The sequence below is a fragment of the Sphingobacterium sp. LZ11T8 genome (assembly GCF_024261425.1).
Classification (GTDB): domain Bacteria; phylum Bacteroidota; class Bacteroidia; order Sphingobacteriales; family Sphingobacteriaceae; genus Sphingobacterium.
This window is the reverse complement of the sequence record NZ_JANBZY010000001.1, coordinates 483,466-510,172: the sequence shown is the minus strand read 5'-3', so window position 1 is coordinate 510,172 and position 26,707 is coordinate 483,466. Positions and strand designations below refer to the sequence as shown.

General features: G+C 40.3%; 26 protein-coding genes. 7 read left to right on the top strand and 19 right to left on the bottom strand.

Annotation, left to right across the window (positions count from 1 at the left end):
- Nucleotides 1–224: 224 nt before the first annotated feature.
- On the top strand, nucleotides 225–2,372 hold the full coding sequence (locus tag NLF99_RS02140; protein ID WP_254526574.1) for a prolyl oligopeptidase family protein: 2,148 nt from the start codon (nucleotides 225–227) through the stop codon (nucleotides 2,370–2,372).
- A 53-nt stretch (nucleotides 2,373–2,425) separates the two neighbouring features.
- Here the strand turns inward: NLF99_RS02140 and NLF99_RS02135 are convergent, their stop codons facing one another.
- From NLF99_RS02135 to NLF99_RS02050, 18 genes are all read right to left on the bottom strand, one after another.
- Nucleotides 2,426–3,067: a hypothetical protein gene (locus tag NLF99_RS02135; protein WP_254526573.1), complete on the bottom strand. Its 642-nt coding sequence runs from the start codon at nucleotides 3,065–3,067 to the stop codon at nucleotides 2,426–2,428.
- A gap of 212 nt (nucleotides 3,068–3,279) precedes the next feature.
- Nucleotides 3,280–4,515, bottom strand: coding sequence for a thioredoxin fold domain-containing protein (locus tag NLF99_RS02130; RefSeq protein WP_237235539.1), 1,236 nt, complete (start codon nucleotides 4,513–4,515; stop codon nucleotides 3,280–3,282).
- A gap of 101 nt (nucleotides 4,516–4,616) precedes the next feature.
- Nucleotides 4,617–5,798: an aminopeptidase C gene (locus NLF99_RS02125; protein WP_185211366.1), complete on the bottom strand. Its 1,182-nt coding sequence runs from the start codon at nucleotides 5,796–5,798 to the stop codon at nucleotides 4,617–4,619.
- Between the two features lie 163 nt (nucleotides 5,799–5,961).
- Nucleotides 5,962–6,996, bottom strand: coding sequence for a TerC family protein (locus tag NLF99_RS02120; RefSeq protein WP_308214526.1), 1,035 nt, complete (start codon nucleotides 6,994–6,996; stop codon nucleotides 5,962–5,964).
- A gap of 24 nt (nucleotides 6,997–7,020) precedes the next feature.
- Entirely contained in the window at nucleotides 7,021–7,995 is a 975-nt protein-coding gene (locus NLF99_RS02115; protein WP_185211364.1) for a polyprenyl synthetase family protein, read from the bottom strand.
- A 53-nt stretch (nucleotides 7,996–8,048) separates the two neighbouring features.
- The gene (locus NLF99_RS02110; RefSeq protein WP_185211363.1) at nucleotides 8,049–8,615 is read right to left on the bottom strand and encodes a DUF3109 family protein; all 567 of its coding nucleotides are present in this window, start codon (nucleotides 8,613–8,615) and stop codon (nucleotides 8,049–8,051) included.
- A gap of 3 nt (nucleotides 8,616–8,618) precedes the next feature.
- Nucleotides 8,619–9,410 (bottom strand): DUF3108 domain-containing protein, encoded by a 792-nt coding sequence (locus tag NLF99_RS02105; protein ID WP_185211362.1) that lies wholly within the window; start codon nucleotides 9,408–9,410, stop codon nucleotides 8,619–8,621.
- Between the two features lie 30 nt (nucleotides 9,411–9,440).
- On the bottom strand, nucleotides 9,441–9,956 hold the full coding sequence (locus tag NLF99_RS02100) for a DUF2480 family protein (RefSeq protein ID WP_185211361.1): 516 nt from the start codon (nucleotides 9,954–9,956) through the stop codon (nucleotides 9,441–9,443).
- A gap of 65 nt (nucleotides 9,957–10,021) precedes the next feature.
- The gene (locus tag NLF99_RS02095; protein WP_254526572.1) at nucleotides 10,022–12,121 is read right to left on the bottom strand and encodes a SurA N-terminal domain-containing protein; all 2,100 of its coding nucleotides are present in this window, start codon (nucleotides 12,119–12,121) and stop codon (nucleotides 10,022–10,024) included.
- A 148-nt stretch (nucleotides 12,122–12,269) separates the two neighbouring features.
- Nucleotides 12,270–12,869: an LPS export ABC transporter periplasmic protein LptC gene (gene lptC / locus NLF99_RS02090; protein WP_185211359.1), complete on the bottom strand. Its 600-nt coding sequence runs from the start codon at nucleotides 12,867–12,869 to the stop codon at nucleotides 12,270–12,272.
- Nucleotides 12,870–12,872: 3 nt separating this feature from the next.
- Entirely contained in the window at nucleotides 12,873–14,072 is a 1,200-nt protein-coding gene (locus tag NLF99_RS02085) for a hypothetical protein (protein ID WP_254526571.1), read from the bottom strand.
- Between the two features lie 320 nt (nucleotides 14,073–14,392).
- Complete coding sequence (locus NLF99_RS02080) at nucleotides 14,393–15,376, bottom strand: DUF6427 family protein (protein WP_185211357.1); 984 nt, start codon at nucleotides 15,374–15,376, stop codon at nucleotides 14,393–14,395.
- A gap of 14 nt (nucleotides 15,377–15,390) precedes the next feature.
- Nucleotides 15,391–15,594, bottom strand: coding sequence for a CcmD family protein (locus tag NLF99_RS02075; RefSeq protein WP_254526570.1), 204 nt, complete (start codon nucleotides 15,592–15,594; stop codon nucleotides 15,391–15,393).
- A 1-nt stretch (nucleotide 15,595) separates the two neighbouring features.
- Nucleotides 15,596–16,258: a cytochrome c biogenesis protein gene (gene ccsA, locus NLF99_RS02070; RefSeq protein ID WP_185211355.1), complete on the bottom strand. Its 663-nt coding sequence runs from the start codon at nucleotides 16,256–16,258 to the stop codon at nucleotides 15,596–15,598.
- Between the two features lie 11 nt (nucleotides 16,259–16,269).
- Nucleotides 16,270–16,929: a heme exporter protein CcmB gene (locus tag NLF99_RS02065; protein ID WP_185211354.1), complete on the bottom strand. Its 660-nt coding sequence runs from the start codon at nucleotides 16,927–16,929 to the stop codon at nucleotides 16,270–16,272.
- A gap of 53 nt (nucleotides 16,930–16,982) precedes the next feature.
- Complete coding sequence (locus tag NLF99_RS02060; RefSeq protein WP_185211353.1) at nucleotides 16,983–17,360, bottom strand: YtxH domain-containing protein; 378 nt, start codon at nucleotides 17,358–17,360, stop codon at nucleotides 16,983–16,985.
- A gap of 96 nt (nucleotides 17,361–17,456) precedes the next feature.
- Nucleotides 17,457–19,292 (bottom strand): ABC transporter ATP-binding protein, encoded by a 1,836-nt coding sequence (locus tag NLF99_RS02055; protein ID WP_185211352.1) that lies wholly within the window; start codon nucleotides 19,290–19,292, stop codon nucleotides 17,457–17,459.
- A 58-nt stretch (nucleotides 19,293–19,350) separates the two neighbouring features.
- Nucleotides 19,351–19,902: a hypothetical protein gene (locus NLF99_RS02050; RefSeq protein WP_254526569.1), complete on the bottom strand. Its 552-nt coding sequence runs from the start codon at nucleotides 19,900–19,902 to the stop codon at nucleotides 19,351–19,353.
- A 391-nt stretch (nucleotides 19,903–20,293) separates the two neighbouring features.
- On the opposite strand from NLF99_RS02050, the gene NLF99_RS02045 reads away from it, so the two are divergent.
- Both NLF99_RS02045 and NLF99_RS02040 read left to right on the top strand, forming a co-directional pair.
- A complete protein-coding gene (locus NLF99_RS02045; RefSeq protein WP_254526568.1) occupies nucleotides 20,294–21,412 on the top strand; it encodes an LVIVD repeat-containing protein in 1,119 nt (372 codons plus the stop codon).
- 6 nt (nucleotides 21,413–21,418) lie between these two features.
- A complete protein-coding gene (locus NLF99_RS02040) occupies nucleotides 21,419–22,033 on the top strand; it encodes a hypothetical protein (protein ID WP_254526567.1) in 615 nt (204 codons plus the stop codon).
- A 318-nt stretch (nucleotides 22,034–22,351) separates the two neighbouring features.
- Here the strand turns inward: NLF99_RS02040 and NLF99_RS02035 are convergent, their stop codons facing one another.
- Nucleotides 22,352–23,140, bottom strand: coding sequence for an S-adenosyl-l-methionine hydroxide adenosyltransferase family protein (locus tag NLF99_RS02035; RefSeq protein ID WP_185211348.1), 789 nt, complete (start codon nucleotides 23,138–23,140; stop codon nucleotides 22,352–22,354).
- Nucleotides 23,141–23,396: 256 nt separating this feature from the next.
- On the opposite strand from NLF99_RS02035, the gene NLF99_RS02030 reads away from it, so the two are divergent.
- Genes NLF99_RS02030 through NLF99_RS02015 form a run of 4 tightly spaced genes read left to right on the top strand, consistent with a single transcriptional unit; the run spans nucleotide 23,397 to nucleotide 26,675 of the window.
- Entirely contained in the window at nucleotides 23,397–24,368 is a 972-nt protein-coding gene (locus tag NLF99_RS02030) for a PhoH family protein (RefSeq protein ID WP_093100641.1), read from the top strand.
- Between the two features lie 32 nt (nucleotides 24,369–24,400).
- Nucleotides 24,401–25,351 carry a phosphoribosylaminoimidazolesuccinocarboxamide synthase gene (locus tag NLF99_RS02025; protein ID WP_254526566.1) on the top strand — a complete coding sequence of 317 codons (951 nt, stop codon included), beginning with the start codon at nucleotides 24,401–24,403 and terminating at the stop codon, nucleotides 25,349–25,351.
- A gap of 30 nt (nucleotides 25,352–25,381) precedes the next feature.
- A complete protein-coding gene (locus NLF99_RS02020) occupies nucleotides 25,382–25,759 on the top strand; it encodes an STAS domain-containing protein (protein WP_093100638.1) in 378 nt (125 codons plus the stop codon).
- A gap of 1 nt (nucleotide 25,760) precedes the next feature.
- Nucleotides 25,761–26,675, top strand: coding sequence for a ribonuclease Z (locus NLF99_RS02015; protein ID WP_254526565.1), 915 nt, complete (start codon nucleotides 25,761–25,763; stop codon nucleotides 26,673–26,675).
- Nucleotides 26,676–26,707: the final 32 nt, after the last annotated feature.

Sequence of the window (26,707 nt, the reverse complement as noted above, 5' to 3'; positions counted from 1 at the left end):
TTTGGTTTAATGGAATTAAAACCAATATAATGAAGGAAATGGTAGGAAGGGAGAGAAATGAAAAAAGTTTGAACAATAAGTACCGTGATTTCCTTGCTGTCCAAACTGATATTATTAACTGTTTAATCAATGAAAATCTAGTCACGCTAGGTATGCAAATTTCATTTGGATTTGACTTGCAAATTATTTCATTAGTTTTGTGCTGAACTAATTGTACGATCAATATGATGAAATATTTAAGTATTGGCATCCTTGCTGTTGGATTGACAGCTTGCCAACAAGAAAAAGTAATTGAATCAAAAGCAGACATTAGCGTGAAACCCTACCCCAAAACCCAAAAAATAGAACAAAAAGACATTTTCTTTGGAACTGAAGTCGAAGACCCATACCGTTGGTTGGAAGATGATCTTTCCCAGGAAACCAAAAACTGGGTGAAAGAAGAAAATGAGGTAACGGAAGACTACTTAAGCCAAATCCCTTTCCGTGAACAGATCAGAAAACGTCTAGAACACCTTTGGGACTATGAAAAGGTATCCGCACCTTTCAGATCCGGTGACTATATCTATTTTTTCAAAAATGATGGATTGCAAAATCAAAGTGTGTTATATCGCAAAAAAGGTGATGAAGGTAAGGAAGAGGTCTTTTTGGATCCTAATAAACTTTCATCAGATGGCACAACCTCATTAGCGGGACTGTCCTTTAGTAAAGATGGGTCTTTGGTCTCTTATCAGATCTCTGAAGGAGGTTCCGATTGGACCAAGGTCATTATCCTTAATGCGGAAGACAAATCCATTGTAGGAGATACCCTGATGAATGTAAAGTTCAGTGGAATGGCCTGGAAAGGTAATGAAGGAATCTACTATAGCTCTTATGACAAACCAAAAGAAGGCTCTGCATTATCTGCCATGACAGACCAACACAAGTTGTTCTTCCACAAATTAAACACGCCTCAAAACACAGATGAGCTTGTCTTTGGCGGACCGAAAACACCGAGAAGGTATATTGGCGCTGGCCTGACAGAAGATGAACGCTTCTTGGTCGTTACTGCTGCCAACTCAACTTCAGGAAACGAACTCTATATCAAAGACCTTTCAAAACCTGAGTCTCCATTTGTCACCGTAGTAAACAATATGGAGAAAAACCACTATGTCCTGGACAATGATGGCGATCGTCTGTTGATCTATACGGAGTTAAATGCACCCAATGGCCGCATTGTGCAAACAGATATCGCTAATCCAACCCCAGAGGCTTGGAAAGACCTGATTGCTGAAACGGATCAAGTCTTGAGTCCATCAATTGGTGGGGGTAAAATATTTGCCAGCTACCTCAAAGATGCAACGACCCAGTTGAAGCAATACGATAGAGCCGGTAAATTTGAACATGATATTGAATTGCCAGGAGTAGGTTCTGCAGGTGGATTTAGTGCAAAGAAAGAAGAAAACGATCTTTATTATTCTTTCACGAACTATGTTAATCCAGGTACGATCTATAAATACGAAATTGCATCGGGAAAATCAGAGATTTACAAAAAACCTGAGGTCCAATTTGACCCAACCAAATACGAATCCAAGCAGGTGTTTTACACGTCCAAAGATGGAACCAAAGTCCCAATGATCATCACCTATAAAAAAGGAATTAAATTGGATGGAACTAATCCGACCATGTTATATGGTTATGGGGGCTTTAATATCTCCTTGACACCTTCCTTCAGTGTGAGCAATGTCATCCTATTGGAACAAGGCGGCGTCTATGCAGTCGCTAACCTTCGTGGTGGTGGCGAATATGGTGAGAATTGGCACCTAGCAGGGACGAAGCTCAAAAAACAGAATGTTTTTGATGATTTTATTGCTGCAGCAGAATACTTGATCAACGAAAAATACACCTCTTCGGAGAAACTAGCGATCTCTGGAGGATCCAATGGAGGTCTATTGGTTGGTGCATGTATGACCCAAAGACCAGAGCTTTACAAGGTGGCATTTCCAGCGGTAGGCGTTTTGGATATGTTGCGTTATCATAAATTTACTGCCGGTGCAGGTTGGGCATTCGATTATGGAACAGCTGATGATAATGCTGAAATGTTCAATTATCTGTTGAAATATTCTCCTTATCACGCTTTAAAGGCAGGTACTGACTACCCTGCGACGATGGTTACCACAGCCGATCATGATGACCGTGTTGTTCCAGCACATTCCTTCAAGTTTGCAGCCAGACTGCAGGAATACAACAAAGGATCCAATCCAGTATTGATCAGGATTGATACAAAAGCTGGCCATGGAGCAGGTAAGTCAACTGCCATGGTCATTGCTGAACAGACCGATAAATGGTCCTTTATGTTCCAGAACATGAAGCAGGGCTATAAGGAAGTTAAATAAATGAAAGAGGCTCGGAATTGTTTCCGAGCCTCTTTTTATTAGGTGTTGATACCTTATTTTTTAATCAATTTATAATAGTACTTCACGTTGGCATAGGCAAGGGTATCCGAAGTTTCGGTCATATCATCCTTACTCGGGAAATGATAGGTATTTCCCCAAAAGAAATCCTTGTCAGAAACGAGTCCTTCACTCCGATTATCTAGATAGAAAGAAGATTCTTTTCGTTTTTTAATCAAGCGACTATAATTGCTCTCATAAATGATTTCTTCTTTGGTACTTGGGTAAGTTCCGTAGTATTGCCAAAAATCAGCATAAATATTCCATCGGAATAAGGAGTCCTTTTCACCGACCTTGAATCCAAAGACATTACTCTCATATTCATTGGGAAATTCAGTCAATGTATCTCTTCGTACCATCAATGAATCATATTTGAAATAGGAAAGCTTGTTCTCTTTCCCAAAAGAGGTCGTAAAATAAGTGTTAGGATCGAAACCTTCGGATTTATCTACAGCCCCTTCCTTGGACCCAACATACAATTTGGCATTGACGAGTTCAAATCGATCAAACTTATAAATCATGGGTTTGTTTGGATCCTCCTTGTCATCTGGATCAATGGGATCCTTGGTACAGGAATAGCTAAATAATAACGAGAGAATAATTAGCAGGGAATTCTTAATGTTAAGTGTAAATTTCATAGCATCTTGGTAATAATAGGATATGCAACAAATTTAGAAAGATTATTTATCAAAGAGAAATATTAGCCATTTGAATTTCGTTGGAATTCTCAAAAAATGCGTATATCAAAAAAAGAAGCTATCTGTTTCAGATAGCTTCTTTTTCTAAATTAAAATATCTTCCGACTCATAATGAGTTGGATAGGGGTATATGCTCTGTGTTCTTACCAGAATTATTTCACCCAAGTAGGTTCACCTTTTTTCATTTTCTCCAAGGTTGCTTGGTATTCAGCCTTACTGCCTTCATCCACTGCAGCAATAGCTTTCTCCTGCCATTCGATAGCTTCTTTCGTTTTTCCTACTTTGTGCAATAGGTTGGCGTAAGTATCCATTAATGCTGGATCATTTGCTTCTTCAAGGGATTTCTTGCTCCATGCTAAAGCCGATTCAACACAGGAAGGATCATCACAGTTCTCAAATATGGCCCAAGCAAACGAATTCAATTGTGATGCATTTACTTTAGAAGGGTCAAGGTTGATATAGGCTTGAACAGCATCCCTGAATGCTGGCCAATTTTGCTTTCTGGCATAGTAGTTAGGTTTGAAGCTGGCAATAGAATTCGTTAAAGAAATCGTTGGATACTTCTTGCTCACTTCCTCTACCGTTTTATCAAAGATATCAGTTTCTGACTTCATTACCACTGGAGCTATCTCTGAATTGATAATGGATACCGAAAGGATTTGGTCTGTTTTTCCAGCGCCTAATTTAGCATCAACTTTCTCTTTGTTTTCCAGAAGGGTATTGAATGCTTTAGATCCTGGTTTACCCACGTTTTTGCTGATCAATTTCAGAACATCGTCTTCCATTAATTCCTCTGCTGTAGAGTTGTTGATGACACTTTCAACAGCTTTGGCGGTCAATTCTCGGTCATAGGCCTTTACTGCTGCTGCAGCCATTGATTTAGCGGTAGCTTTATCATTGGGTTTGTCATTGAATTTCTTAACCAATGTTTCGTATTGCGTGTTTGGATCTAGACCTTCTTTTGCAGCTGCAATGAATTGGTCTGCCTCACCACCACCAACAATGCGGTGTACCAATTCGCCATCCGGACTGAAGATCAGGAAGGTTGGGTATGCCGCAACTTTATAATCTTTTGCAAAGCGTTTCGCTTCTTCGCGCCATGATTTAACATCCTCATTATCCGCTGGCGTTTCATCCATTTGGATTTTCAGGTTCACAAAATTCTCATTAAAGAAGGAACCTACCTTTTCTTGAGGAAAGATATTGGCAGCCATCCATTTACACGGTCCACACCATGTCGTAAAGGCATCAACAAATATATGCTTGTTCTCTGCTTTGGCTTTTTCTTTCACTTTGGCCCAAGTCGTGTTGTGCTCAAAGGAAATTCCTTTCTCTTGGCCGATTGCCAAAAAAGGAAGAGTGAATAACAATAATATTAACTTTTTCATAATCAGTGTTTATTACATATTGTGGAATTGTAAAAACTAAGTTAATTATTTAAATGAAAAAGTCCCGATTTTTATCGGGACTTTTGATATTTTATTTAAGATTAAATACCTAATTGTTTCTGCATGTTTTTATCCAATGCTTTCTTATGAACCAATAAAGAAATTGTTTTGTAGCGAACAAATTCTTTCGTTGCGTAAAGGTATCCTTGGTAATCATTGGAAACTCCCCATGAGTTTTTCACGATATAGTATTCTTTTCCGTTTTGATCCTTCACTTTACCTACGATATGCATACCGTGGTCATCAGTCGTTTCGTAGTTGTCAAAAGCCTCTTGTCTTTGGTCTGCTGTGATAGCTGGTTCAGCTTTAGGACCATTGAACAATTGATCTACTTCCTCTTTGCTCATTTTCTCGATCGGTTTCTCCGGTACGAAAGCAACCCCGTTCTTCCAGCTGAATGTTTTCTCAGAAACATCCGTAGCCCAAGCTACAGTGAATCCTTTTTCTAAGGCTTTGTCGATGATATCTGTTAGATCATTGATCTTCACATTATAAAAACTCTCAAACGACCAGTTGTCTGGAATCAAAAGGACAAATGGTTTATAGTAGGCATGTTCCTCAAATGAAGAGATCCCTACGTAGTCGTCAGGATTGATGCCGATTACTTGGTCAGCAAATGTTCTTGGCGTATATGTTTTTCCTTTGTATTGGAATGATTCTGGAACTTCCCCTAAGTAAGAGTCCATGGCACCGGTAAATGCGCTCATCCAGTTTTTTGAAGGTTTCTTGCTTTTTGCAACTGTCTCCGTGATGGATTGCAAGATTGGACTCATCTCACTGAAGTTGTTTCTTGATTGTCCCTCTGGCAGTCCTGTATATACATCATAAGGTACAGCACCGTATTTTCTGAAGATCGTCAATACATCATGCAATTGTCCACCATCACCTTGCGCTTGCTCACCATGTAGACGAACGAAGTTCTTCGCTTTTTCAACATATGTATTGCGTGCTGTATACAATTGGGAGATTTCAACGGGGTCTTTACCCATACGGATCATTTCTGACTCTAGGAATGAGTTTCCTGAGTATGACCAACAGGTCCCTGATGATCCCTGATCTTTAATTGAAGTCCTTCCTAAGTTGATGACTTCTGTGAACTTAAACCCTTCCTTGCTATTGTCGCTTGCATTTCCTTTTAGGGCATTTATTAGATTGTCTTGAGCTTGTACTTGTGTAGCAGCAAAGAACGCTGCTGCAATTAGAATAGATTTACTCCAATTCATATGATTTGTGTGTTTTTTTAATTGTGCACGAATTTATTAATTATAAACCGCGAACAAGGGTAGATTTTGTAAAAATATTAGCACAAATATTTCAATAGGATTAAGATTAGCTTCCTATAAAAAGAAACGGGCTGGTGTTATCACCAGCCCGTTTCTAAATTCTTTATGCTTTATCAAAATCCTGCTTCTTCGGAAAGGCTAAGGATGCAATGATACTTAGTGCTAGTATTCCTATAATGACGATCAGGGAATGCGAAGTCGTAAAGCCCCATTCTTTCAGGTAACTGTGCAACAACATTTTCAGACCGATGAAGATCAATAGGAATGCTAATCCGACTTTCAAATAATGGAACTTGTGGATAATGTTTACCAATAAGAAGAACATTGACCTTAATCCCAGGATCGCAAAGATATTGGAGAAGAATACAATATAAGGGTCTTTCGTTACCGAGAAGATCGCAGGGATCGAGTCAACTGCAAAGATCAAATCGGTAAACTCGATCACCAAAAGGACCAAGAACAAAGGTGTCATGTATTTTTCGCCATTTTCAATATGGAAGAACCTTCCTTGATCTAACTTATGGGTTACTTTAAAGTGTTTTGAAGCAAATTTTACCACAGGGTGGTTCTCCGGATCAACCTCTTCCTCTTTGTTTCGGTTGATGTACATATTAAATCCAGTATAAACCAGAAATGCACCGAATACATAAAGGATCCATCCAAATTTGGTGATCAAGGCTGCACCTACGAAAATAAAGATACAACGCATGATAATCGCCCCTAGGATACCCCATACCAATACTTTATGATAGTATTTCTCAGGAATACCAAATGAACTGAACAAAAGAACCATAACAAAGATGTTGTCAACGGAAAGGGCATATTCAACCACATAACCGGTCAGGTATTCCAGGGTCAGGTTCTTGTTGTAGATATGAATACTGCCCGCTAGGTCGTTTTCATTAATGGTAATGTTATGGAAATGGTTTGCGACGACTTCCTTGAGTCGAGCCATGTCATGAACATTGTGGAGTTCATTCCCCCAATAATACAGGAGCAAGCCAAACAAGAGGGCAAAGGTTACCCAGATGGCACTCATGATTGCTGCAACTTTTAACGATACTGGTTTGTCACTTTTGGAAAATAGACCTAAATCTATCGCTAGCATCAGAATTATAAATATTATAAATCCGATCATAAAAAGTGCTTCGTGGCTCATATTCTATTTTTTTCTTTCTGTAGTGTAACGTACTAATTGTTCTAATCCTAATTTATATTCTCCGCCGTTCGGGATGGTATCTAAGATATCAAAAGCTTCCTGCTGATATTTCAGCATTTGCTCCGTAGCATAGTCCAACCCACCGTTGATCTTGACGAAATTGATGACTTCAGCCACTTTTTGCGCATCTTCATTATGATGCTTCACTAAGTTGATGATCTTCCTTTTCTGCGCCTTATCAACGACAGAAAGGGCATGGATCAAAGGCAAGGTCATTTTCTTTTCCTTGATGTCGTTACCAACCGGCTTTCCGACATCATCCAAACCAAAATCAAACAGATCATCCTTGATTTGGAAAGCTATTCCAACCTTTTCGCCGAACAAGCGTAGCTTTTCAATGGTTTCTGGATTGGCTCCAGCTGATGAAGCACCGATGGCACAACAGGAAGCAATCAAAGAAGCCGTCTTTTTACGGATAATGTCATAATAGATTCCCTCTTCAATATCCAGGTGCCTTGCTTTCTCAATCTGCAGCAATTCTCCCTCGCTCATTTGCTCCACAGCTTCCGAGGCCAGGCGCAACAGGTCATGTTCCTTATGCTTTACCGATAACAATAAACCCTTGGAAAGCAAAAAATCGCCAACCAATACAGCAACCTTGTTCTTCCATAGGGCATTGATCGAGAAAAATCCACGTCTCTCATTGGAATTGTCCACTACATCATCATGAACCAAGGAAGCAGTATGAAGTAATTCTACCAACGAGGCACCATGATAGGTGGATTCGGTAATACCTCCGGTCAATCCAGCTGAAAAGAAAACAAACATAGGTCGCATCTGTTTTCCCTTTTGCTTAATAATATAACGTGTAATACGGTCTAACAGCGGGGCGGAACTCTGCATAGATGCCTTGAAGGTCTTTTCAAAGCGTTTGAGATGTTCTTTTATAGGAAGTTGTATTTCGTCTAATGTTAACATGTAGTGGGTATAAGACCTTCAGGTCAAACTGAATCGCAATAAAAATACTAAAATTATGCTTTAGAAGCTAAGGTATTTTCAAGCTGTTGGTACCATTCTTCACCGTATTCACGAATCAAAGGGTCTTTCAGGAACTTATAAACTGGGATTTTAAGTTCTTGCCCAAAACTGCAGGCATCTTTACAGATATACCAACGGTCATAATGCAAAACATCAAACTCAGGGTAGTGCGTAGCACGGATAGGATAGAGGTGGCAGGAAATCGGTTTCTTCCATTGCACATCACCCATTTCATAGGCTTTTTCAATACCGCATTTCGTAATCCCGTTTTCCCAAGTTACATAGGCACATTCCTTATTGCCGCCCACACAGGTCGTCGTTAGGTCGCCATCGGCATCAACCACTGAGGTTCCCTGCTCCTCAATGGCTTTTATCCCCGCCTCAGTGAGGTAGGGTTTTACTTTTGGATAAATCTCCGCTAATATCTTGGTCTCAGCCTCCGTCAATGGTGCTCCTGCATCGCCTTCAATGCAACAAACTCCCTTACACTTGCTGAGATTACACACAAAGTCATTGTTGATGATATCCTCATGAACAAGGACATTTCCTACTTCTATCATTTTCTATTTTGAATAACTTACCCTCTTGCCCAATGGATACTTTAGACCATCTGCACTCACTAAATCCATAGTCACTGATCCAATCAAGATTTCCACTTGAGCCTTCACAGGTATACGATTGCCATCATTGGTAACCCAAAGATACAAACGACTGCTCTTTTTAAAGATTCTTCCTGGAGATATTTCTGGACTAAGCTTGATACATTCAAGTTCTCCCAATACCGACTTTACCTTTTCAACCCCAATATACTCAACACCAAGCTGTGCAACCTCATCGTTCAAAAAGTAAGTGATCTTAAATTTATCGCCAGACTTTAAGCCTGAAAAATCTAGGTTCCTGGAAAAATAATATGCAGATACCAAATCAAAAGTCTGCTGGGTCGGACTGGTGAAAGTACCTTTTTTACCCTTTACCTTCTTGGTCTTATGATCAAATGTCGCATATTCTACCCTACGATAGTTGTTCTCCCTGATATTCTCGGTATAGAGAATAGGAAGGAAGTTGGACTGATCTATATAGGAATCATACTGGTTCTTGACCGTGTAAAATTTGGAAAATGCTCCAGAGGTCTGCCCAAAGGCCGACAAATGGATAGCATCGTTGATCCCAAAACTATATTTTGACTCCTGAACTGAAAGTGTTCCAGTTGCTGCCGAAATAAAACCATATCTAAGCTTATATTTTAATATTTCGCCGGGCTTGAAAGTAGGTTCTTTTAAATAGGGTAGCGTTTGTCCAATGACCGTAGTCATCAAAAAAACACTGAATACAATTAATGAAATAAATCTTTTCATACGGGTTTGACAGCAATTATATTGGAAAGTTTAAGATTTTCGCTTGAATACAGGGACAGTGGAACAAGGTTCTCCGTACATGACGCTTTTGGCAACCTTGCTTAATTGTGTTGTAAATGTAACAAAGGCTGACTCAGGTACCGGAATATCCCCGCAACCTTTTACTACGATGCGTTGGTCCTGGTACTGACTATAGTCCAGGGTAGAAAGGGCATGGTCAAATAAGATCTTGCGCACATAGTCCTCATCCCCAAAATGGATCGATAAGGCTTGATCAGCTAATTTGGTAGATAGGAGCATATAGGCCCAGGTAGGCACAATCGCATCTGCAGAACAGATTATCCCGATATGTTTGTCCTTGTATTGGGTCCAGTCATGGGTTTTAATGAATTCCCTGAAGTCTTTTTCCTTAAGGATCAGACCATGGAATAAATTATCCTTGATATCATAAATTTCAATAGCGGCTTTTGGAGCATGCTCTGCCAAATCAATCGTTATCAACCCGCTCTGAGCGACCTTGTTTATTATGTTTTCTTGAATGTCCATTTCTATAAAAATAAAAAAAGCTGGATAACATTCGTCATCCAGCTACAAATTTAATCAATTCTATGTTAATAGAATTTAATACGATTGTCAACAATCTTCGCATTGTCCTGTAGGGCTTTCAAGATAGTTCCCCATGAGCGTTGCGATTTTGCTTCTGTGATCTGCTTTTGTTGTGTAGTCAATTCCTCGCCAGCTAATGCCTTAGGATTTACAAAACCTGCCACTTGAACAGCATAGATGCCTTGTTTTCCTTCGATAGACTTAGATGGTTTGTTTGGCTGAAGACCAAATACTGTACCTACGACAGCATTCTCAACAGCTACGCCCGGAATTACAGGGTTCGCTAAAACAACATTGTCTACTGTCTGAACATTCTTGCCTAATTTCTGAGCCACCTGATCGATGTTCCCAGCTCCGGACAATGCATTGTTCATTTTCTCCTTCAACATGCGTGCTTTAACTAAATTCTTAACAACTGGCTCAATTAATGTCTTAACTGATTCCAATGGCTGGATTCCCTTTGGTTGAATGTTGGTTACCCTTGCAACGATAAAGTTATCCGTAGTTTCATAAACCTTGTCGCTAACCTCTCCGTTTTTAGCCTCAAAAGCCCAACGGATTAACTCTCTAGGTACTTCAACTCCACCTAACATATTGTCCATAGCAACAGTACGGTCGTTTTTCAAGATCTCAACGTTTTGTTGTTTCGCGATATCATTGAAATTATCCTTGTTTGCTGCTGTGTAGAATTGGTTCGCTTTAGAATATGCAGCATCTGTAGTTTCTTTTCCTGAATTGATGCTCTTGTCTACGATAGCAAGTTTCGCAATTTGAGAATTACCGATCTGTCTGTTGATTTTAACGATATGAACACCATAATTGGTCGATACCACTTTCACATCACCAGTTTTACCTTCGAATAAGGTTTCATCAAGCTCAGGGAATGCACCGCGAGTCAATGTACCGATTTCGCCAGCATTGTTTTTGCTGTTAGGGTCTGCGCTGAACTCAACCGCTAGTGCTGAGAAGCTCGCTCCTCCTTGAACCAAGTTCTTGATCGAATCTGCTTTAGCCATGGCCTTATCAACACCACCTTCTGTAGCTGGATTGATCAAGATATGACTTGCATTAACTGAATCTGCACTGTTCTTTACTGCGATTACTTTCGCAATTTCGTAAACATTCTGTGTCAAGAAAGGACCAACAACCGTTCCAGCAGCCGTTTGGAAAGCTACTGAATCCAATGCCGGACTCAATTGACCTTTTGTATAATATCTTACAGGGTATTTGTTTTCTGAATTGATCGTTACGAAGCTTGAATCATTTGTTGAAGCCTGTAATTCTGTTTTCAATTTTTGAATCTCACCTAATACTAATGCTGAGTCAGCAGAATTTGGTTTCGCATCAAACAAAACATACTCTAACGTGCGGATCTCTTCTGGATTTTTGAACGCATTTTTGTTTTTATCGTAATATTCCTTGTAATCTGCATCTGTCAATTTGATCTCTGAATCTTTTACCGATGCATAGTCTAACATGACATATTTGAAGTTTGCAAGTTTATTACGTGAATTGTAATCATATTCAGCTTCTAAAGAAGTGGTGTAGATGCTGTTATTGATCAAGTTCGTGTATTTCTGGTTCAAACGTTCGTTTCTCACATTCTGCAATAAACCTTCCCATTGTGCATTCATCTCCGGGTTAGTTTTCGCTTGTTCAATAACTGCAGAAAGATAGTTTTTGTCAAACTGACCAGTCTGTGGGTTGGTGAAAGCTTGAATGATCTGTGGTGAAGGATTGTTACCGAACAATAAGCTGTTCAATTCTTCCTTACCTACCTGAAGACCGATTTTATCAATTTCTTGATTTAATAAATTCTGTGTTAAAAACTGGTTCCATACTTGCTGTACGGCAAATCCGCGCATCTGTGGCGAGGAAGCTCCTCCCATTTGTTGTTGATACATTTGGCTTGCTTGGTCAACTTGTACATTGAAGTTTTGATAATCTATCCCTTCTCCATTGATACTACCCACTTCATTTTGGCTTCTCTGCCAAAATGGGGTACCAACATTGATGGCATCACCCAATAAAAATGCAACAATTGCCAAACCGATCACGAAAATGACTAAGCCCGCACGGTTTCGCAAAGAGGTCATTAATCCCATAACGATATTCTATAATTTTATGCTAATATTTTAATTAATTTGTTTTTCTTAAAAACAAGGCGCAAGATACAACTTTTATAAAAAAATAAGGTAAAAATTTATATTTAGCCTATTTCAATTTTCTTTTCGCCAATTCCTTCTATTTCTGTTAGTTCCCAAACGAAGGAAGCTGGGAGTCTGCCGATGGAATATGAATGGCAGTACCGTTCATAAATCGAATGTCATTGAAATCTGCATCCGCCGTGAAGGATGTCCCCTGTGCAGAGGTCCGGCCATCATTGTATTCCGCAGTAATGGGTTGACTACCATAGTATTTCTTGTTCTTCTCGTCGTAAATCAATTCTTCCGTCTTGATTATCGTCCCATCCACCTTGGTGATCACTACATTTTTCCGGAATTCGGTCAATCCTTCAATCCTTTTCTGCAAAGCGTATTCGGAGGTTACTCGTTGCATCTCTTTGGCTTGGTCGTCGAAGAAAATAATCAGAACACCTTTCTTGAACTCATAATTTCCGGTACTGTCATGATAAACACGCATCTCAGGAGCCTTTAATTCAGCTTTTACCTTCGCCGAATCACTATATACGACCGTTACATCCTTGGAAATATCCACGGCCTCTTCCTGCTTGATATTTGCCAAGCGATCGATGTCCTTGGTGTCATTTTCACAGGCAATTGACAAGATTGCCCCTAGCAAAACAATTGTTAGGGGCAATATTCTCGATATTTTCATTTCTGCAATGCGCATTTGTTAATCGTAACTTCTTCTGATAAACCAAGCATCATTAATGGTGAACCCTAAGTTGATATTGATATATCGCTCACGGACCAAATTGCTCTTGATCGTTCCTTGTTGGCCAAACTCGGCCGAAATGTTCACATTGGAGAAAGTCCTTCCAAAACCGGTCTCCGGTAATGGTAATCCTAATCCCACCGTAACCGCCATATCATTGATACGTTGCTGGTTCACGGTCATGTGTGTTTTGTTATATCTGAAACCTAAACGGTAATCGATTACTTTTAGATAGTTCAAAGATGTAGGATCCGGTTTGATCTGTCCACCGACAGCAAAACCAATGTTCTTTCCTAAGGCATCTTCTCCCTGACGAACTTGGTACTTCGACCAATCTGCATATTTGAAATCAGCACCTACTGTCCAGTTCACACCTTTGCTGAAGGTAAAACCTACATTATGTCTTAAAGGTAAGTTGATTTTGCGATTGGATAAGACATCTGAATAGGATGTGTCAATTGGAACCTGTTCCGTTATGTTTCCTGTTCCGGTCATCGTACGGGTTACGATCGTAGAAACCTTGCTCTTCACAGAATTATCCAGTGATCCGGAATATCCAATGGTTAAGTTCTTTCTGTTTCCCAATGGGATGAAATATTGCGCACCATAATCATATACAATACCTGTAACCCTTCTGGTATCTGTTTTCGAAGTATTGTAGTAGTCGTAGTTGGAAGGAAACTCAATGATGGACTTGTCATATAGGTTACCAAATAGGAATCCAATATTACCACCAATGCTGAAGTTTTTGAATGGAGACACCCCATAACCAACATAAGCCTTGTTAAGGCCCCCCTCTCCAACCAATTTGGTCAAATAAGGAGTATTGCTGATATCTCTTTTTGCGGAGATGCTATAACCCACATCTGAATAAGGTATCAATCCGAACGAAATACCACCTAATTTTGGTCCATTGTTCTTGTTCAATGAGAAGCCGAAGGCAAAATGACTGAATGCAAAGTCTGCAGTATGGTCAGTCAAGCTGTTTTTCTGCAATTGAGTGACGTTGCCATATAGACCGGCATCCAAAATGGTTCGGTTGAATCCTGAATAGGATGCAGGGTTTGAAATATTTAAAACCGGTAAACCGCCCTGAAATCTTACACCAGCAGAAATCCCACCCATTCCTCGGGTCTGAGGAAGTAGATCTTCGCGCATTTGTCCCAATCCAAATTGGGAATATGGCGAATGTGAGGTAGAGGATTGCCCATAGGAGCGTGTACTCGAGAGTAAAATTGAACTTATTCCTAATAAAATAAGTAAGGACGTATTAGAGTAAAATAGTTTCAACTGTTCTGACATTTTTAAGTGGATTTATCGCTGCATTATTCTTGCAAAATATCTTCTGTTCAAATCAATGCGCCTAAATCTTTTATGATGGCTGTATTATCCGAATTTTTGCTACAAAACTATCTATTTTTTAAATATCACAAGCTTTTTGTTTGTTAAAAAAGGTTAAACACCTATTGGACAGTAGTTTAGAAAAATTGAAAATAGATAATTGTGGATAATATGACTAGATATAGCGTTTCGTAAAACCATTTCACCTTGGCATGCGTGAAAAAATAGGCTAGGTAAATGGATAGAGGGGGTACACAAAGCAAAAAGTGATTGATCGATCTTTCCTGGTTCAAATAAAAGGAACCAAAGATCAATAACAACATGATAAACAATAACTGGAAGCTTTTTCTGATCTGTACAACACTCTTGAAAAAGTTGTCCTTCAAGATAAATAAAAACCCTCCCAACGAAATGACAATAGGGATCAGGACAAAATAATCATGCATATCCATGTTCAGTTTCGTCGGAAATGCATAGGTAAAGGGAAGGAATATCTGATAGAACTCATCCATTCTTTCCAACCAGAAGTAAGCTACCGCCAATAGGAAATAAACCGTTATCACCCCTAATAATGGTGTGATCCATTCCCGCCAGTAAAAAGGGCGGAATATGACTAAGCTTGACCAAATCAACAACAGCATCACGATGAACGGGAAATAGATTAAACTTCCCAATGCCACCAAAAGACCAAGATCAAACATGATCCCTTTAATATCCACGTGCTTGTAGATATTGAACAGCTTTTGGAGCATCCAAATGGTAATGAAATTACAGATTAGGGTAGGCGATAGAACCAAGAATGGGATGAATAGACTCACTAAGGTCATGAACATCAATGACGTCAGGAAGCTAGGTTTTCCCAGTAGGTTGAAATGGTTTACTACCCGATTTAAGGAAAATGCCTGTAGCAAGGTCAGGATCAAGGTGATCAATACATTGCCGGAAGGTGAAAAGTTGGATCCTAAACGGATTCCAGCTAAGCGGTCCAATCCTGGTTCAAATAAAACTGGAGTCAGTTTCTCAGGCAGATGGTAGAACACACCTAGGCATAATACGGTACCAACAAGAATAACGAGAAATACGTTCAGACCCGAAAGTGTTCGATGTTGGTTGATCAGCATAGAATGGTATTCCCTTATTTATCTTTTTCTAGTTTTTTGACTCTTTTGTCTATGCTAAATAAGTAAATGGCAACTGATAAAAAGATTACCAGCATCACTGCCACGACCACATAGATTTTTCCTTCAGCACGAAGACCATCAGCCATCTGAACCTTTTCTTGGGCATTCGACGAAAAACTGATCATTAATGCCAGTAGGGACAATAGAAAATTTCTCATATTAAAAACTATTTCTTTTATCTTCAATTATACGAACGCGATAACGTAGGGTCGCTATCCAACAACCAATCAAAATCCAACCAATTACCGCTGTGTAAAATACAGGGCGCATGTAATTGTCCATATCCAAATCCCCGAAAGTAGAGTTGCCCCCGCTTCCCGGATGCAGTGAATCATTCATCTTTGGTAGGATATAGATCAATACGATCATGATCGGAAATGCAAAAATATTGTAGATCGCAGAGATCTTAGCACGTTTCTGTTCTTCTTCCATGGCATTGCGAAGTACCAAGTAGGCTAAGTACATCAAAGTGGCAATGGCTGCTCCATTCAACTGTGGGTCATTCGTCCAGGGTGCTCCCCAAGTAATATTTGCCCACAACATTCCTGTCATCAATCCACAGGCACAGAATAAAATACCGGTATTTACGGCCTCAACAGCCATGAAATCGTATTCACGCTTGCCCGTGTTCAGATACTTAATGCTATAGATCAGGGATATCAAATAAAGAATCATCATCGTAAACCACATTGGAACGTGGAAATATACATTACGAATGGTTTCATTTAAAATAGATAATACGGGAACGGGGCCAAGGAGTCCTGCAATTATGGTACTAGCGACCATGACAACCCCTAAAATTTTCCACCAACTTTTTTTCATAAGAACAAAAATCAATCTCGCCAAAGGTAAGGAAATAACAGCAAAGAAATAGCAATTGTAACGACATTAATTGCCAATAAAACAGCAATATCAGCCCAACTGCTCGATAAAAAGCCGCCCATTAATGCCGATCGCGAAAGTTTGATCAATATGATCAGTAAGGGAATGATAACCGGAAAACTCAATATCGCCATGATCGTGCTGTTATTGCCTGCTTTTGCACTGATCCCCGCAATCATCGTAAATACGGTGGCAAAGGATATGCTCCCTAATAAGATGCTTAGTAGATAGACTGGGAGATTCCCAATCTCTGTTTTAAAGATCAGGTTATATACGATGAATGCAATGGCGGTCATCAGTATCATGACCAGGGAATTGTAAATGATCTTGGCGAGGATAATCGCCTTCGGGCCAACGATCGCATAATAATAGAGATGGCGACTGCCCGTTTCCTGGATGAAACTGCGGCTCATCGCATTGATCGCCGCAAATAAGAGAATTATCCAGAACAAGGTGTTCCAAACAATAGTATCCACAGATTTGAATGATTGATAACATACAAATACTGTGGATACCACATAAAGTAGGATGCTGTTAATGGCATATTTCGACCGCCATTCTAATACAACATCTTTATATATTAATGTTTTTACTTGTTCGAACAGATTCATGTAGCACAAAGATACAAATCAATCTGTTGAGCATTGTATGATTGCGCTAGAAATTAAGCGTTTTTAATTTCTGACTTTGCTTTATCAGCTGCATCTTCAGCTCTGTTTGCTAAATTATGGGCAGCATCAGATGCCTTTCCAGCCCATTCGTTTGCTTTTGATGAAGCTTTGTCCAAAGCATCACGGCCAGCATTCTTAGCACGGTCTTTTAAGTTCTCTAAATCTTCCTTAGCAGTTTTAGCTAATTTTTGAGCTCTCTTCGCTTCTTTTTTAGAAAGATCCTTGATCGATTTTGTTAAGCTCTTGATGCCATCATTAGCACGATCTAATTGTTTCTTTCCGTCTTCAGTTCCTAATAAGTAATATGCTGCAGTTCCTACTGCTAATCCTAGTAAGGCAAATGCCACTAATCCATTTCTATTTTTTTCCATGATTCTATTTTTTTATCCTATTTAGTCTAATATGTTCTGTTAATGATAAACAAGGTATAAGCCAAAATGTTTTTTGCTTCCCTAAATTAACAAAAATTAACTTTCAACTACGTGAAGGGACTGTAATGTATAGAGATGATGGTATAATCCGCTGCCTTTTTCCATTAATTCCTGGTGGGTTCCCATATCTGAAATGATGCCATCTTCGACAACAATAATCTTGTCAGCGTCTCGAATAGTGGACAGTCGGTGTGCTATAATTATGGATGTCCTGTTCTTCATCAGTTCTACCAATGCTTGCTGGACCATCCTTTCTGATTCTGAATCTAGGGAAGAGGTAGCCTCATCTAAGATTAAGATGGCTGGATCCTTCAATAGGGCACGGGCAATGGCAATTCTTTGTCTTTGCCCTCCGGATAATTTTACGCCGCGTTCACCTACAACGGTATCATAGCCCTCAGGGAAGTCCATGATAAATTGGTGCGCGTTTGCTCGTTTTGCAGCGGTAATGATATCCTCCGCTTCAGCATTCAGGTTTCCGTAGCTGATGTTCTCACGGATGGTACCTCCAAACAAAAGTACATCCTGTGGGACAATGGCAACTTGGTTCCTGATATCGGTCAGGGCCAGCTGATCTGCTGGAATACCATCATATTTTAAGGTACCACTGCTAGGCTGATAAAATTGTAGGATCAAGGATGCAATGGTCGATTTCCCAGTTCCACTAGGGCCGACAATTGCCAGTTTTTTACCCGCAGCAACATGAAAAGAGAGATCTTTTAATATGGTCAGGTCCGGTCGGGTCGGATAGGCAAAGGTCACGTGATCAAATTGGATGTCACCATGCAACTCCACCTTGATCTCTTTATCTTCTTCGCTGACCTGTATATCTTCCTTAGGCTCGTTCAAGATTTCCAACACACGTTCACTTGCCCCTAAAGAGCGTTGTAAGGTGGCATAAAGTTCTGGGAAACTACCCATTGAACCAGCAACAAACATGGAATATAATATATACGTCGTTAAATCTCCTACCGAAATTTCATGGATGGAAACTAAGGATGCACCGTACCAGATAACGATAATGACTGCCCCGAAGATGGCAAATATGATAAATGAGGCAAAAATACCGCGGTAAGTTGCGCCTTTTACAGCTAATGCCACCGATTGGTTCAGCTTTTCTGCATAACGCTTTGATTCAAAGAACTCGTTTACAAAAGCCTTGACATTGCTGATGCCCAATAATGTTTCTTGTACAACAGAATTGGATTCTGCCAGTTTATCTTGTGCTTCCCTAGAAAGGTTCCGGATGAATCTCCCGAAAATAATCGCCACGATAATGATCAACGGTAGGATACATAGGTTCATCAATGCCAACTTTGGCGAAACCCATATCAATAGAGCTACCCCAAAACATAGACTGATGGTCTGCCTGAGCATTTCTGCCAAGGTCGTGGTCATGGTGTCCTGGATCTGGGAAAGGTCGGATGATAGGCGACTGTTCAGTTCACCAACCCTGCGGTTAGCAAAAAAATCAATCGGTAAGGTAATCAATCGATGGTAGGTGTCCTTGCGGATATTGGCTAATGCTTTTTCGGCAATCTCCACAAACAAGCGGATCCGAAAAAAAGAAATTACGGACTGAAAGGATAAGATGATCAATGACAATCCACCAATGTACATCACGCTAGCCGGTAGCCACTCGTATTTCACCCTTCCCTGTGCGGCATCTATCATTGCTCCCAATAGCGCCGGAAACGTCAGCATGGTTAAGCTGGAAAGGATTAAAAAAACCATCCCAATCACAAATTTCCACTTAAAAGGCTTGATGTAGGAAAATATCCGTAGTGCTTTCTGGAAAATTTCTTTGTTCAGCTTCGGTTTGGGTAAATCCCCCGAATGGGTGTCTCCACTGTTCAATCTCGGTCTGGCCATGTACTAATTTCTTTCTCTTTTTGAGCAAAAGTACCAATATAAATAGGTCTTCTTATCACTATTCCGTCAATTTTTTGGGTTTATGCCTATTGTACTGATAAATCAGAAGGATTATTAAAGCTATGATGACGATAACTGCCAAATAAATCAGCACCCCGTTGCCCGTATCCGTACTTTCCATGGATTTCAGCTCTTCCCGTAGTTTGTCATTTTCATTCTGCAGTTTTGTGATGGTTTTCATGTATGCAGAAACCTGCATGTCATATTCACCGGCCAACCGTTGATAGCGTTCACTTTGCGCATCCTTTAAATCTAATAATTTCCGGGTTTCCAAAAAGATGTTATTGTCGTTCAATACCACCTGTCTCAGGATATCGATGGATTTCTGCATGTCCTTCTTGGTCTTGAACAGTCCGAACACCCCAGTTTTCTTCTCCAATGACTGGTCATATTCCCCAAATCGACGGCTCCTATCGTTCAATAATTGATTCACTCGTTCCCGTTGTGCCTCAAATGTTATGGAGTCTGCCTTGACTGCCGTACTATCTTGAGCGTGCAACAATTGAACAAAAAAGAGGGCAATCAGTAGCAGGAAGTTGTGTTTTTTCATGTTTGTATGGATGATCCTTGCTTTATTTTTTTTAATCATGGCTTCGTTAACAGCAATTTTACTGCCTTTTTTTGTATTGATGCTGTTTCTAGGTCTATTTATTGCCGACAATCAATAAAATCTCATTATTGTGAAAAAACATTAACCTGCTGTCGCACTTTGAGTTTTGTTATCGTATATCATAAATATAATCCAATTGTATAAACTTATGAAATCCACAACACTAACTGTTAAAAGATGCTTTTTGCTGATTTTGCCAGTCCTGCTATTTTCTCTTTTTTGGGGCTGTGACAAAATTGGCTCCGAGGGGACCTATATTGCCAAGATTCCCATCTATAAAACTTTGCGAGAAATCAGGGCAAGCAATATTAGTATCACTCAACCCCAACCAATGACTTCAACAGGAAAAATTTATCTATATAAGGATTATCTATTGGTCAATGAACCGAATAAAGGTATTCATATTTATGATAATAGCAATCCTGCAACTCCCAAACCCTTGGGTTTTCTGCCGATCCTTGGGAATTTTGATCTTGGGGTACAAAATAACCTGCTCTATGTCGATAATATTGTCGATCTGTTGACCTTTGATATCTCTAATATCAGCAAACCCGTTTTGCTTAATCGACAAAAGGATGTGTTTGCTGTCAAATATATAGTGGACAACAAACCGGTTAATGTTTTAAGGGATGACGACCCTGTGCCCGTGGCTTACCGGGACTCGTTGGTGAGTTTCGCTGATCATCGCGAATATAAACCTGATGGCCAGCGCTATTTGGACTATGAAAGTATAGGTAATAATTATTCCGGTTCAAATGGGAGTGGCACCAGTGGAAACACGGTTGGACAAGCAGGTTCTTTGGCTAGGTTTGCCATTGCCGAAAACTTCCTGTTTGCCATTTTTCAGGATAAAGTGAAAAACTTTGACCTTCAAAATGCCCGCGCACCAAAATTGATCAATGAAGTGAGCCTTGGTTTTGGAATCGAAACCTTGTTTCCCTACAAGAAATCTCTGTTTGTCGGTGCAAATAATGGTATGCATATCCTAGATATCTCTAATCCGACCAGCCCTAAGGAGCTTGCTAATTATTCCCATGCCTTTGCCTGTGACCCTGTCGTTGTCAACGATGATTTTGCTTTTGTGACTTTACGAACCGGTACGATATGTAATGGAAACGTCAATGCCTTGCAAGTTGTCAATATCCGTGACCTGAGTGCACCTCAACTGGTGAAGAGCTATAACCTGAAAAGCCCTCATGGATTGGCCCTGACCGGTGAGCATCTCTATGTATGTGAAGGTGAGTCCGGTTTGAAAAGCTTCAAGGTTACCGATGTCACGGCCATTGATAAGAACATCATGCAGAACTTGGAAAACCTGAAAAGCTTTGATGTCATTGCAGGACCAAAATCCTTGATAGTCTTGGGGCCTGAGGGTATCTGCCAATATGATTATACCAACAAAGCCAATTTGAAACAATTGAGCTGTATTTCCATTAACCTGAAAAAATAATTCTTTATGAAGCAGCGTTTCAAATTGTTTTTGGTCCTCATTTTAGGACTGAACGGTATCCAAGTGTTAAGAGCCCAAGAGAAAAAATACATGAACCATACCGAATTTGGGGTCATGGCCTATGATATGACATTCCAGGAAGCCGGCATTACCGCCCAAACCTTTAATGGATACCAATTGAATCCTGATTTAGCTATCGGAGGGACTGCAGGTTTCGAAAAATATGCTGTTGATGCCATCCATACTTTTTCCTCTGTCCCGATTTCCTTGGGAGCACGATACACCTTTTTGGATCCCGGTAAGGCAAGGATAATTTCCGGATTAGATGCTGGTTACGGCTTTATTTGGGAAAATGAACCTCGACAAAAGGGCGATATCTCAGGTGGAATACGGATAGCCCCAGAATTGGGCGTCAAATTGAAACTGTCCGAAGGAACTGGTTTTATATCATTCACTTTAGGCTACCAGTACCAAGCTATAAAAGCTAAATATACCCAGCAAAAGCCACCTATTTTTGAACCCTATGTGAATTACATCCAAGCTTATCCAATTGATGAGTATGCAGAAACCAAGAAAATGGATGCCCACAGGTTCTCCTTAAAGGTAGGATTTGGATTCTAAAACGTATTCACGATAAAAAAATAATCCTAATAACCATAACATGGGAAGGGTGGCAAAGTGATTTGCTACCCTTTGTTTTTTGTGCTTTCAAAGGGGCTATTTATTCGAGTTTTATTTAGACCTTATTCGAGGCATATTCGAGAAAACCCGGTTTGCGTTCGGAAAATTCGGAATGTGTCTCGAATGAGTCCCGAATGAGATATGGATAAATTTCAGTATTTCTTACATGTGAAATTAACACTTAACAATTTATCGGTTAGTCGATTGCGAACAGAAAAAAACGTGGAACATTTTGTCGACCAGACTCCATTTGAGGGTCTATTTCTTTTCCAGGAACTCAACAAGTATGGTTTCATCTTGGTATAGTCCTAACAACTGGCTTGCATGGCCTTTGTTGATGGCTATTTCCAAGAAGTTGCTGATTCCGAATAAGCATAGCTTCTCGCCTTCGGCAACCTCATTGTAGTGCCAAGAGAGGTTGCTGATCGTTTCGTTTCGCTTGAAGCGTAGGATAAAATCTCGGCCCTGTTGGACTTGGTTGAAGAGGTCCTTGCTGATATTGCTGATGACATTACCAAAGGAGTCGATGAAAGTGACATGGCCCTTGATGCTGTTCTGGTTGTAGATGGGTTGAAATGTGACTTTCTGTACCGCATTGTCGATAGGGAGGCCAATATCTTGGAGTTTACCGCCATCTGCGATGTGACAGGCAGCTTTGGTCAGGATATCAGCAAGCGGGAAATGCAGATAGCGTAGATCCTGCATGATATTGATCTCGACCATTTCAGTTGGTTTGTCTTCACCGATGATGATACTGAAGATACCGTTGTCTGCACCGACAAAGAACTGACCTTTGTAGGCCATGGCGAGGTAACGCGAGTCTTCTTGGAAGACGGTGTCGATACCGATTAAGTGTACGGTATTCTTTGGGAAGTACGGATAAGCGTTGTTGATAACGAATGCCGCATGTTGAATACTGAAAGAAGGGATATCGTGAGAAATGTCAACGAGCCTAACATTCGGCAACTGCGAAATGATACTGCCTTTGAGTGCAGCTTGATAAAAATCGCGATGACCTAAATCGGTGGTTAACGTAATTACTCCCATAGTGTTCAGCAAGCCTGAAGCTAAAAAAATTATATTGTTATTTTGTTAAGCGAATTACAAAAATAGAAAAAGTAAATCGATTGCTAAATCTATTATGAATTAATACTTGCAATTGCTTTTAATTCTGCTCAATTAGTTTGTATTTTTGATTCAAGAAAGTGTGAAAAGCGCATAATATTTTCGTTTTTTTGATATCTTTATTTGCACGCCAATCGGACAGGACGTGAAATATTCAGGAAATTAATTAGGAAACAATTTGAGCGAATTAGAAATCAATTTAGATGTTGTCAATTTGGTGACATTGTGGGGAGCTCAGAATGAAAATTTTGAGTTTATAAAGAAAGCTTTTCCGAAGTTACGTCTAGTAGCGCGAGGGAGTACCTTGAAGGTTTTAGGTGAAGAAGGGGAGCGGACAAGGTTTCAACAGGTATTTGATGATATTCTAGCTCATATCAACCAATTTCAGACGCTTTCCTTGTTGGAATTGGAAAGTTTGTTAGGATCTGTATCGAGTGTAAAACCCGTGATTGCAGAAAAGGAAGAAGGCGAACAGAAGGCTGCGGCTTTTAAAGGTGAACCAATCGTTTATGGTCCAAATGGTATCGTGGTACGTGCTCGGACGCCTAATCAAAGGCGTATGGTGGACAGTATCAATAAGAATGACATTCTTTTTGCCATTGGTCCAGCAGGTACCGGAAAAACCTATACAGCAGTTGCCCTTGCGGTACGAGCTTTAAGGAATAAAGAAATCAAACGTATTATCCTGACCAGGCCAGCGGTGGAAGCGGGTGAAAACCTAGGTTTCTTGCCAGGCGATCTAAAAGAGAAGGTTGATCCATATCTACGTCCACTATATGATGCATTGGATGATATGATTCCAGCGGAAAAATTGAAAGGATATCTGGAGAACAGAACCATTGAAGTAGCTCCATTGGCATTTATGCGCGGAAGGACCTTGGACAATTGCTTTGTTATCCTAGATGAGGCACAGAATGCCACAGATATGCAGCTCAAGATGTTCTTGACGCGGATGGGGCCAACTGCCAAATTTATCGTGACAGGGGACATGACTCAGGTGGATTTACCTAAAAAAACGCAATCGGGATTAGTCAATGCCGTGAAGATTTTGGATGGGATCGAAGGGATAGATATGATTTACCTGAGCGGTTCGGATGTCGTTCGCCATAAATTGGTGAAACGTATCTTGGAAGCTTACGGTGACATTTAAGATTAAATTAACGCGTTTCAGACGCACACACAATGAATAATACAATAAAAGAAACAAATTTTAACTTCAAGGGACAGACAGCATTTTATAGAGGAAAAGTAAGAGATGTGTACAGCATCGGGTCGGACTACCTGGTGATGGTGGCTTCAGACCGAATTTCTGCTTTTGATGTGGTATTGCCAAAGCCTATTCCTTTTAAAGGTCAGGTTTTGAACCAAATTGCATCCAAATTTCTGTCTGCCACAGCTGATATCCTTCCAAATTGGGTGGCATCCGTTCCAGACCCAAATGTTACAATAGGAAAGAAATGTGAACCTTTCAAGGTTGAAATGGTGATCCGTGGATATGTTTCAGGACATCTTTGGAGAACCTACCGCGATGGTGGAAGGGTGCTGTGTGGGGTGGAGCTTCCTGAAGGATTAAAAGAGAACGATAAATTACCTACTCCAATCATTACCCCATCGACAAAAGCAGATGTGGGCCATGATGAGGATATTTCCAGAGCGGATATTATTGCTAGAGGCATTGTGTCAGAAGAGGATTATTCGCAATTGGAGAAGTATGCCCATGCTTTATATCAGCGGGGAACTGAGATTGCTGCCGAACGAGGCTTGATCTTGGTGGATACCAAATATGAGTTTGGGAAGAAAGATGGACAGATCTATTTGATCGACGAAATCCATACGCCTGATTCTTCCCGTTATTTTTATGCAGAAGGCTATGAGGAGCGTCAGGAAAAGGCGGAACCGCAGAAACAGCTCTCGAAAGAATTTGTGAGGCAATGGTTGATCGAAAATGGATTCCAAGGAAAAGAAGGACAAAAAGTACCTGAAATGACCGAAGAAATTGTTAAATCCATTTCTGAGCGCTATATTGAGCTTTACGAACACATTACAGGGGAGAAGTTTCATTATCCGGAAGAAGGCCATGTCCTGGAGCGGGTAGAAAAGAATGTAGCGAAAGCCTTGGAAGAACTGATTTAAGGATAAACACAACTAATTATTTATAGACAGATGAAATTTACGGTAGACAAATACGATCGATATGTTGTAATAGAGCCTCTTCAAGAGAGGTTGGACGGAGAAACTGCCGCAAGTTTAAAAGGCGAGTTTATGTTGCGCAATACAGGTGGGCAACGCAATATTGTATTGGACATGAACAATGTGAAATCCACTGATGAGACAGGGATTCGCACAGGTCTATTGGCTCGTCGTCTATGTAAATCACTAGGGGGGCTATTTATCTTGACAAATCTAAATGAGGAGATCTTGACTTACATCAAATCTTTGGGATTGGATAAATATCTGATCATTACCAAGAACATTGAGAAAGCCAAGGACCTGATCTTTGGGAATGAAATCCGATTAGATTTAAAAGAAGAGCAAGAGTAATATGTTACGATTTGAGGTATTAATATTAGGAAACAGTTCGGCGACACCCATGTTCGAGCGTCATCCTACATCTCAAGTAGTAAATTATAATGAGCAATTGTTCTTGATTGACTGTGGAGAGGGCACCCAGATGCAACTCTCTAAGTATGGGATCAAGAGCAATCGCATCGATCACATCTTTATTAGCCATCTGCATGGTGATCATTACCTAGGACTTGTTGGCCTGGTATCATCCATGCACCTGGTTGGTAGGAAGGCTGATCTCCATATCTACGGTCCTGCCCCGTTGCAGGAAATCCTAGAGTTACATTTTAAATATTCTGAAACGGTAATCCGTTATAATATCATCTTCCATCAGACCAATCCGGATCAAGAGGAGGTAATATTTGAGTCGAGGATGTTGACGGTCAGGTCCTTTCCATTGATCCACCGAATATCCTGCACGGGATTTCGATTTGATGAAGGCAAACGGGCAGCAGCCTTACGGGCGGATAAAGTGGAGGAGTTAAAGATACCCAAAGTATATTTTGCAGCGCTGAAAAAAGGGATCGATTATGTCGATCCACAGGGAAAGGTCTATGCCGCAAATGAATTGACCTTGCCGCCTCCAGAATCTAGGAGCTATGCCTATTGCTCGGATACCGTAAGGCATCCGATTTACCTGCGTTCAATAGAAGGAGCTGATCTATTGTACCATGAGAGCACCTTTTTGCATGAAATGGTAGACCGTGCCAAAGAGACCTTCCATACTACTTCCTTGGAAGCAGCAGAAATTGCAAAGGAAGCACATGTAAAGAAGCTTTTACTTGGCCATTATTCAGCGAGATACAGGACTTTGCAGCCATTATTGGAGGAAGCGCAGCAGGTTTTTCCAAATACCGAACTGTCAGTGGAAGGGAAATGGTTTTTAGTTTAGTGATTTTGTTTATTTTTGGCCATATTTACAGC

Coding starts and splice junctions, on each gene's coding strand:
- NLF99_RS02075 (WP_254526570.1), bottom strand. CDS start 15,594: ATGAGAAATTTTCTATTGTCCCTACTGGCATTAATGATCAGTTTTTCG.
- NLF99_RS02110 (WP_185211363.1), bottom strand. CDS start 8,615: ATGATAGAAGTAGGAAATGTCCTTGTTCATGAGGATATCATCAACAAT.
- NLF99_RS02055 (WP_185211352.1), bottom strand. CDS start 19,292: ATGGCCAGACCGAGATTGAACAGTGGAGACACCCATTCGGGGGATTTA.
- ccsA (WP_185211355.1), bottom strand. CDS start 16,258: ATGAAAAAAAGTTGGTGGAAAATTTTAGGGGTTGTCATGGTCGCTAGT.
- NLF99_RS02015 (WP_254526565.1), top strand. CDS start 25,761: ATGTTACGATTTGAGGTATTAATATTAGGAAACAGTTCGGCGACACCC.
- NLF99_RS02080 (WP_185211357.1), bottom strand. CDS start 15,376: ATGCTGATCAACCAACATCGAACACTTTCGGGTCTGAACGTATTTCTC.
- NLF99_RS02115 (WP_185211364.1), bottom strand. CDS start 7,995: ATGTTAACATTAGACGAAATACAACTTCCTATAAAAGAACATCTCAAA.
- NLF99_RS02060 (WP_185211353.1), bottom strand. CDS start 17,360: ATGGAAAAAAATAGAAATGGATTAGTGGCATTTGCCTTACTAGGATTA.
- lptC (WP_185211359.1), bottom strand. CDS start 12,869: ATGCGCATTGCAGAAATGAAAATATCGAGAATATTGCCCCTAACAATT.
- NLF99_RS02140 (WP_254526574.1), top strand. CDS start 225: ATGATGAAATATTTAAGTATTGGCATCCTTGCTGTTGGATTGACAGCT.
- NLF99_RS02085 (WP_254526571.1), bottom strand. CDS start 14,072: ATGCGCGAAGATCTACTTCCTCAGACCCGAGGAATGGGTGGGATTTCT.
- NLF99_RS02100 (WP_185211361.1), bottom strand. CDS start 9,956: ATGGACATTCAAGAAAACATAATAAACAAGGTCGCTCAGAGCGGGTTG.
- NLF99_RS02065 (WP_185211354.1), bottom strand. CDS start 16,929: ATGAATCTGTTCGAACAAGTAAAAACATTAATATATAAAGATGTTGTA.
- NLF99_RS02095 (WP_254526572.1), bottom strand. CDS start 12,121: ATGGGATTAATGACCTCTTTGCGAAACCGTGCGGGCTTAGTCATTTTC.
- NLF99_RS02035 (WP_185211348.1), bottom strand. CDS start 23,140: ATGGGAGTAATTACGTTAACCACCGATTTAGGTCATCGCGATTTTTAT.
- NLF99_RS02020 (WP_093100638.1), top strand. CDS start 25,382: ATGAAATTTACGGTAGACAAATACGATCGATATGTTGTAATAGAGCCT.
- NLF99_RS02105 (WP_185211362.1), bottom strand. CDS start 9,410: ATGAAAAGATTTATTTCATTAATTGTATTCAGTGTTTTTTTGATGACT.
- NLF99_RS02125 (WP_185211366.1), bottom strand. CDS start 5,798: ATGAATTGGAGTAAATCTATTCTAATTGCAGCAGCGTTCTTTGCTGCT.
- NLF99_RS02045 (WP_254526568.1), top strand. CDS start 20,294: ATGACTTCAACAGGAAAAATTTATCTATATAAGGATTATCTATTGGTC.
- NLF99_RS02130 (WP_237235539.1), bottom strand. CDS start 4,515: ATGAAAAAGTTAATATTATTGTTATTCACTCTTCCTTTTTTGGCAATC.
- NLF99_RS02135 (WP_254526573.1), bottom strand. CDS start 3,067: ATGAAATTTACACTTAACATTAAGAATTCCCTGCTAATTATTCTCTCG.
- NLF99_RS02050 (WP_254526569.1), bottom strand. CDS start 19,902: ATGAAAAAACACAACTTCCTGCTACTGATTGCCCTCTTTTTTGTTCAA.
- NLF99_RS02025 (WP_254526566.1), top strand. CDS start 24,401: ATGAATAATACAATAAAAGAAACAAATTTTAACTTCAAGGGACAGACA.
- NLF99_RS02120 (WP_308214526.1), bottom strand. CDS start 6,996: ATGATCGGATTTATAATATTTATAATTCTGATGCTAGCGATAGATTTA.
- NLF99_RS02040 (WP_254526567.1), top strand. CDS start 21,419: ATGAAGCAGCGTTTCAAATTGTTTTTGGTCCTCATTTTAGGACTGAAC.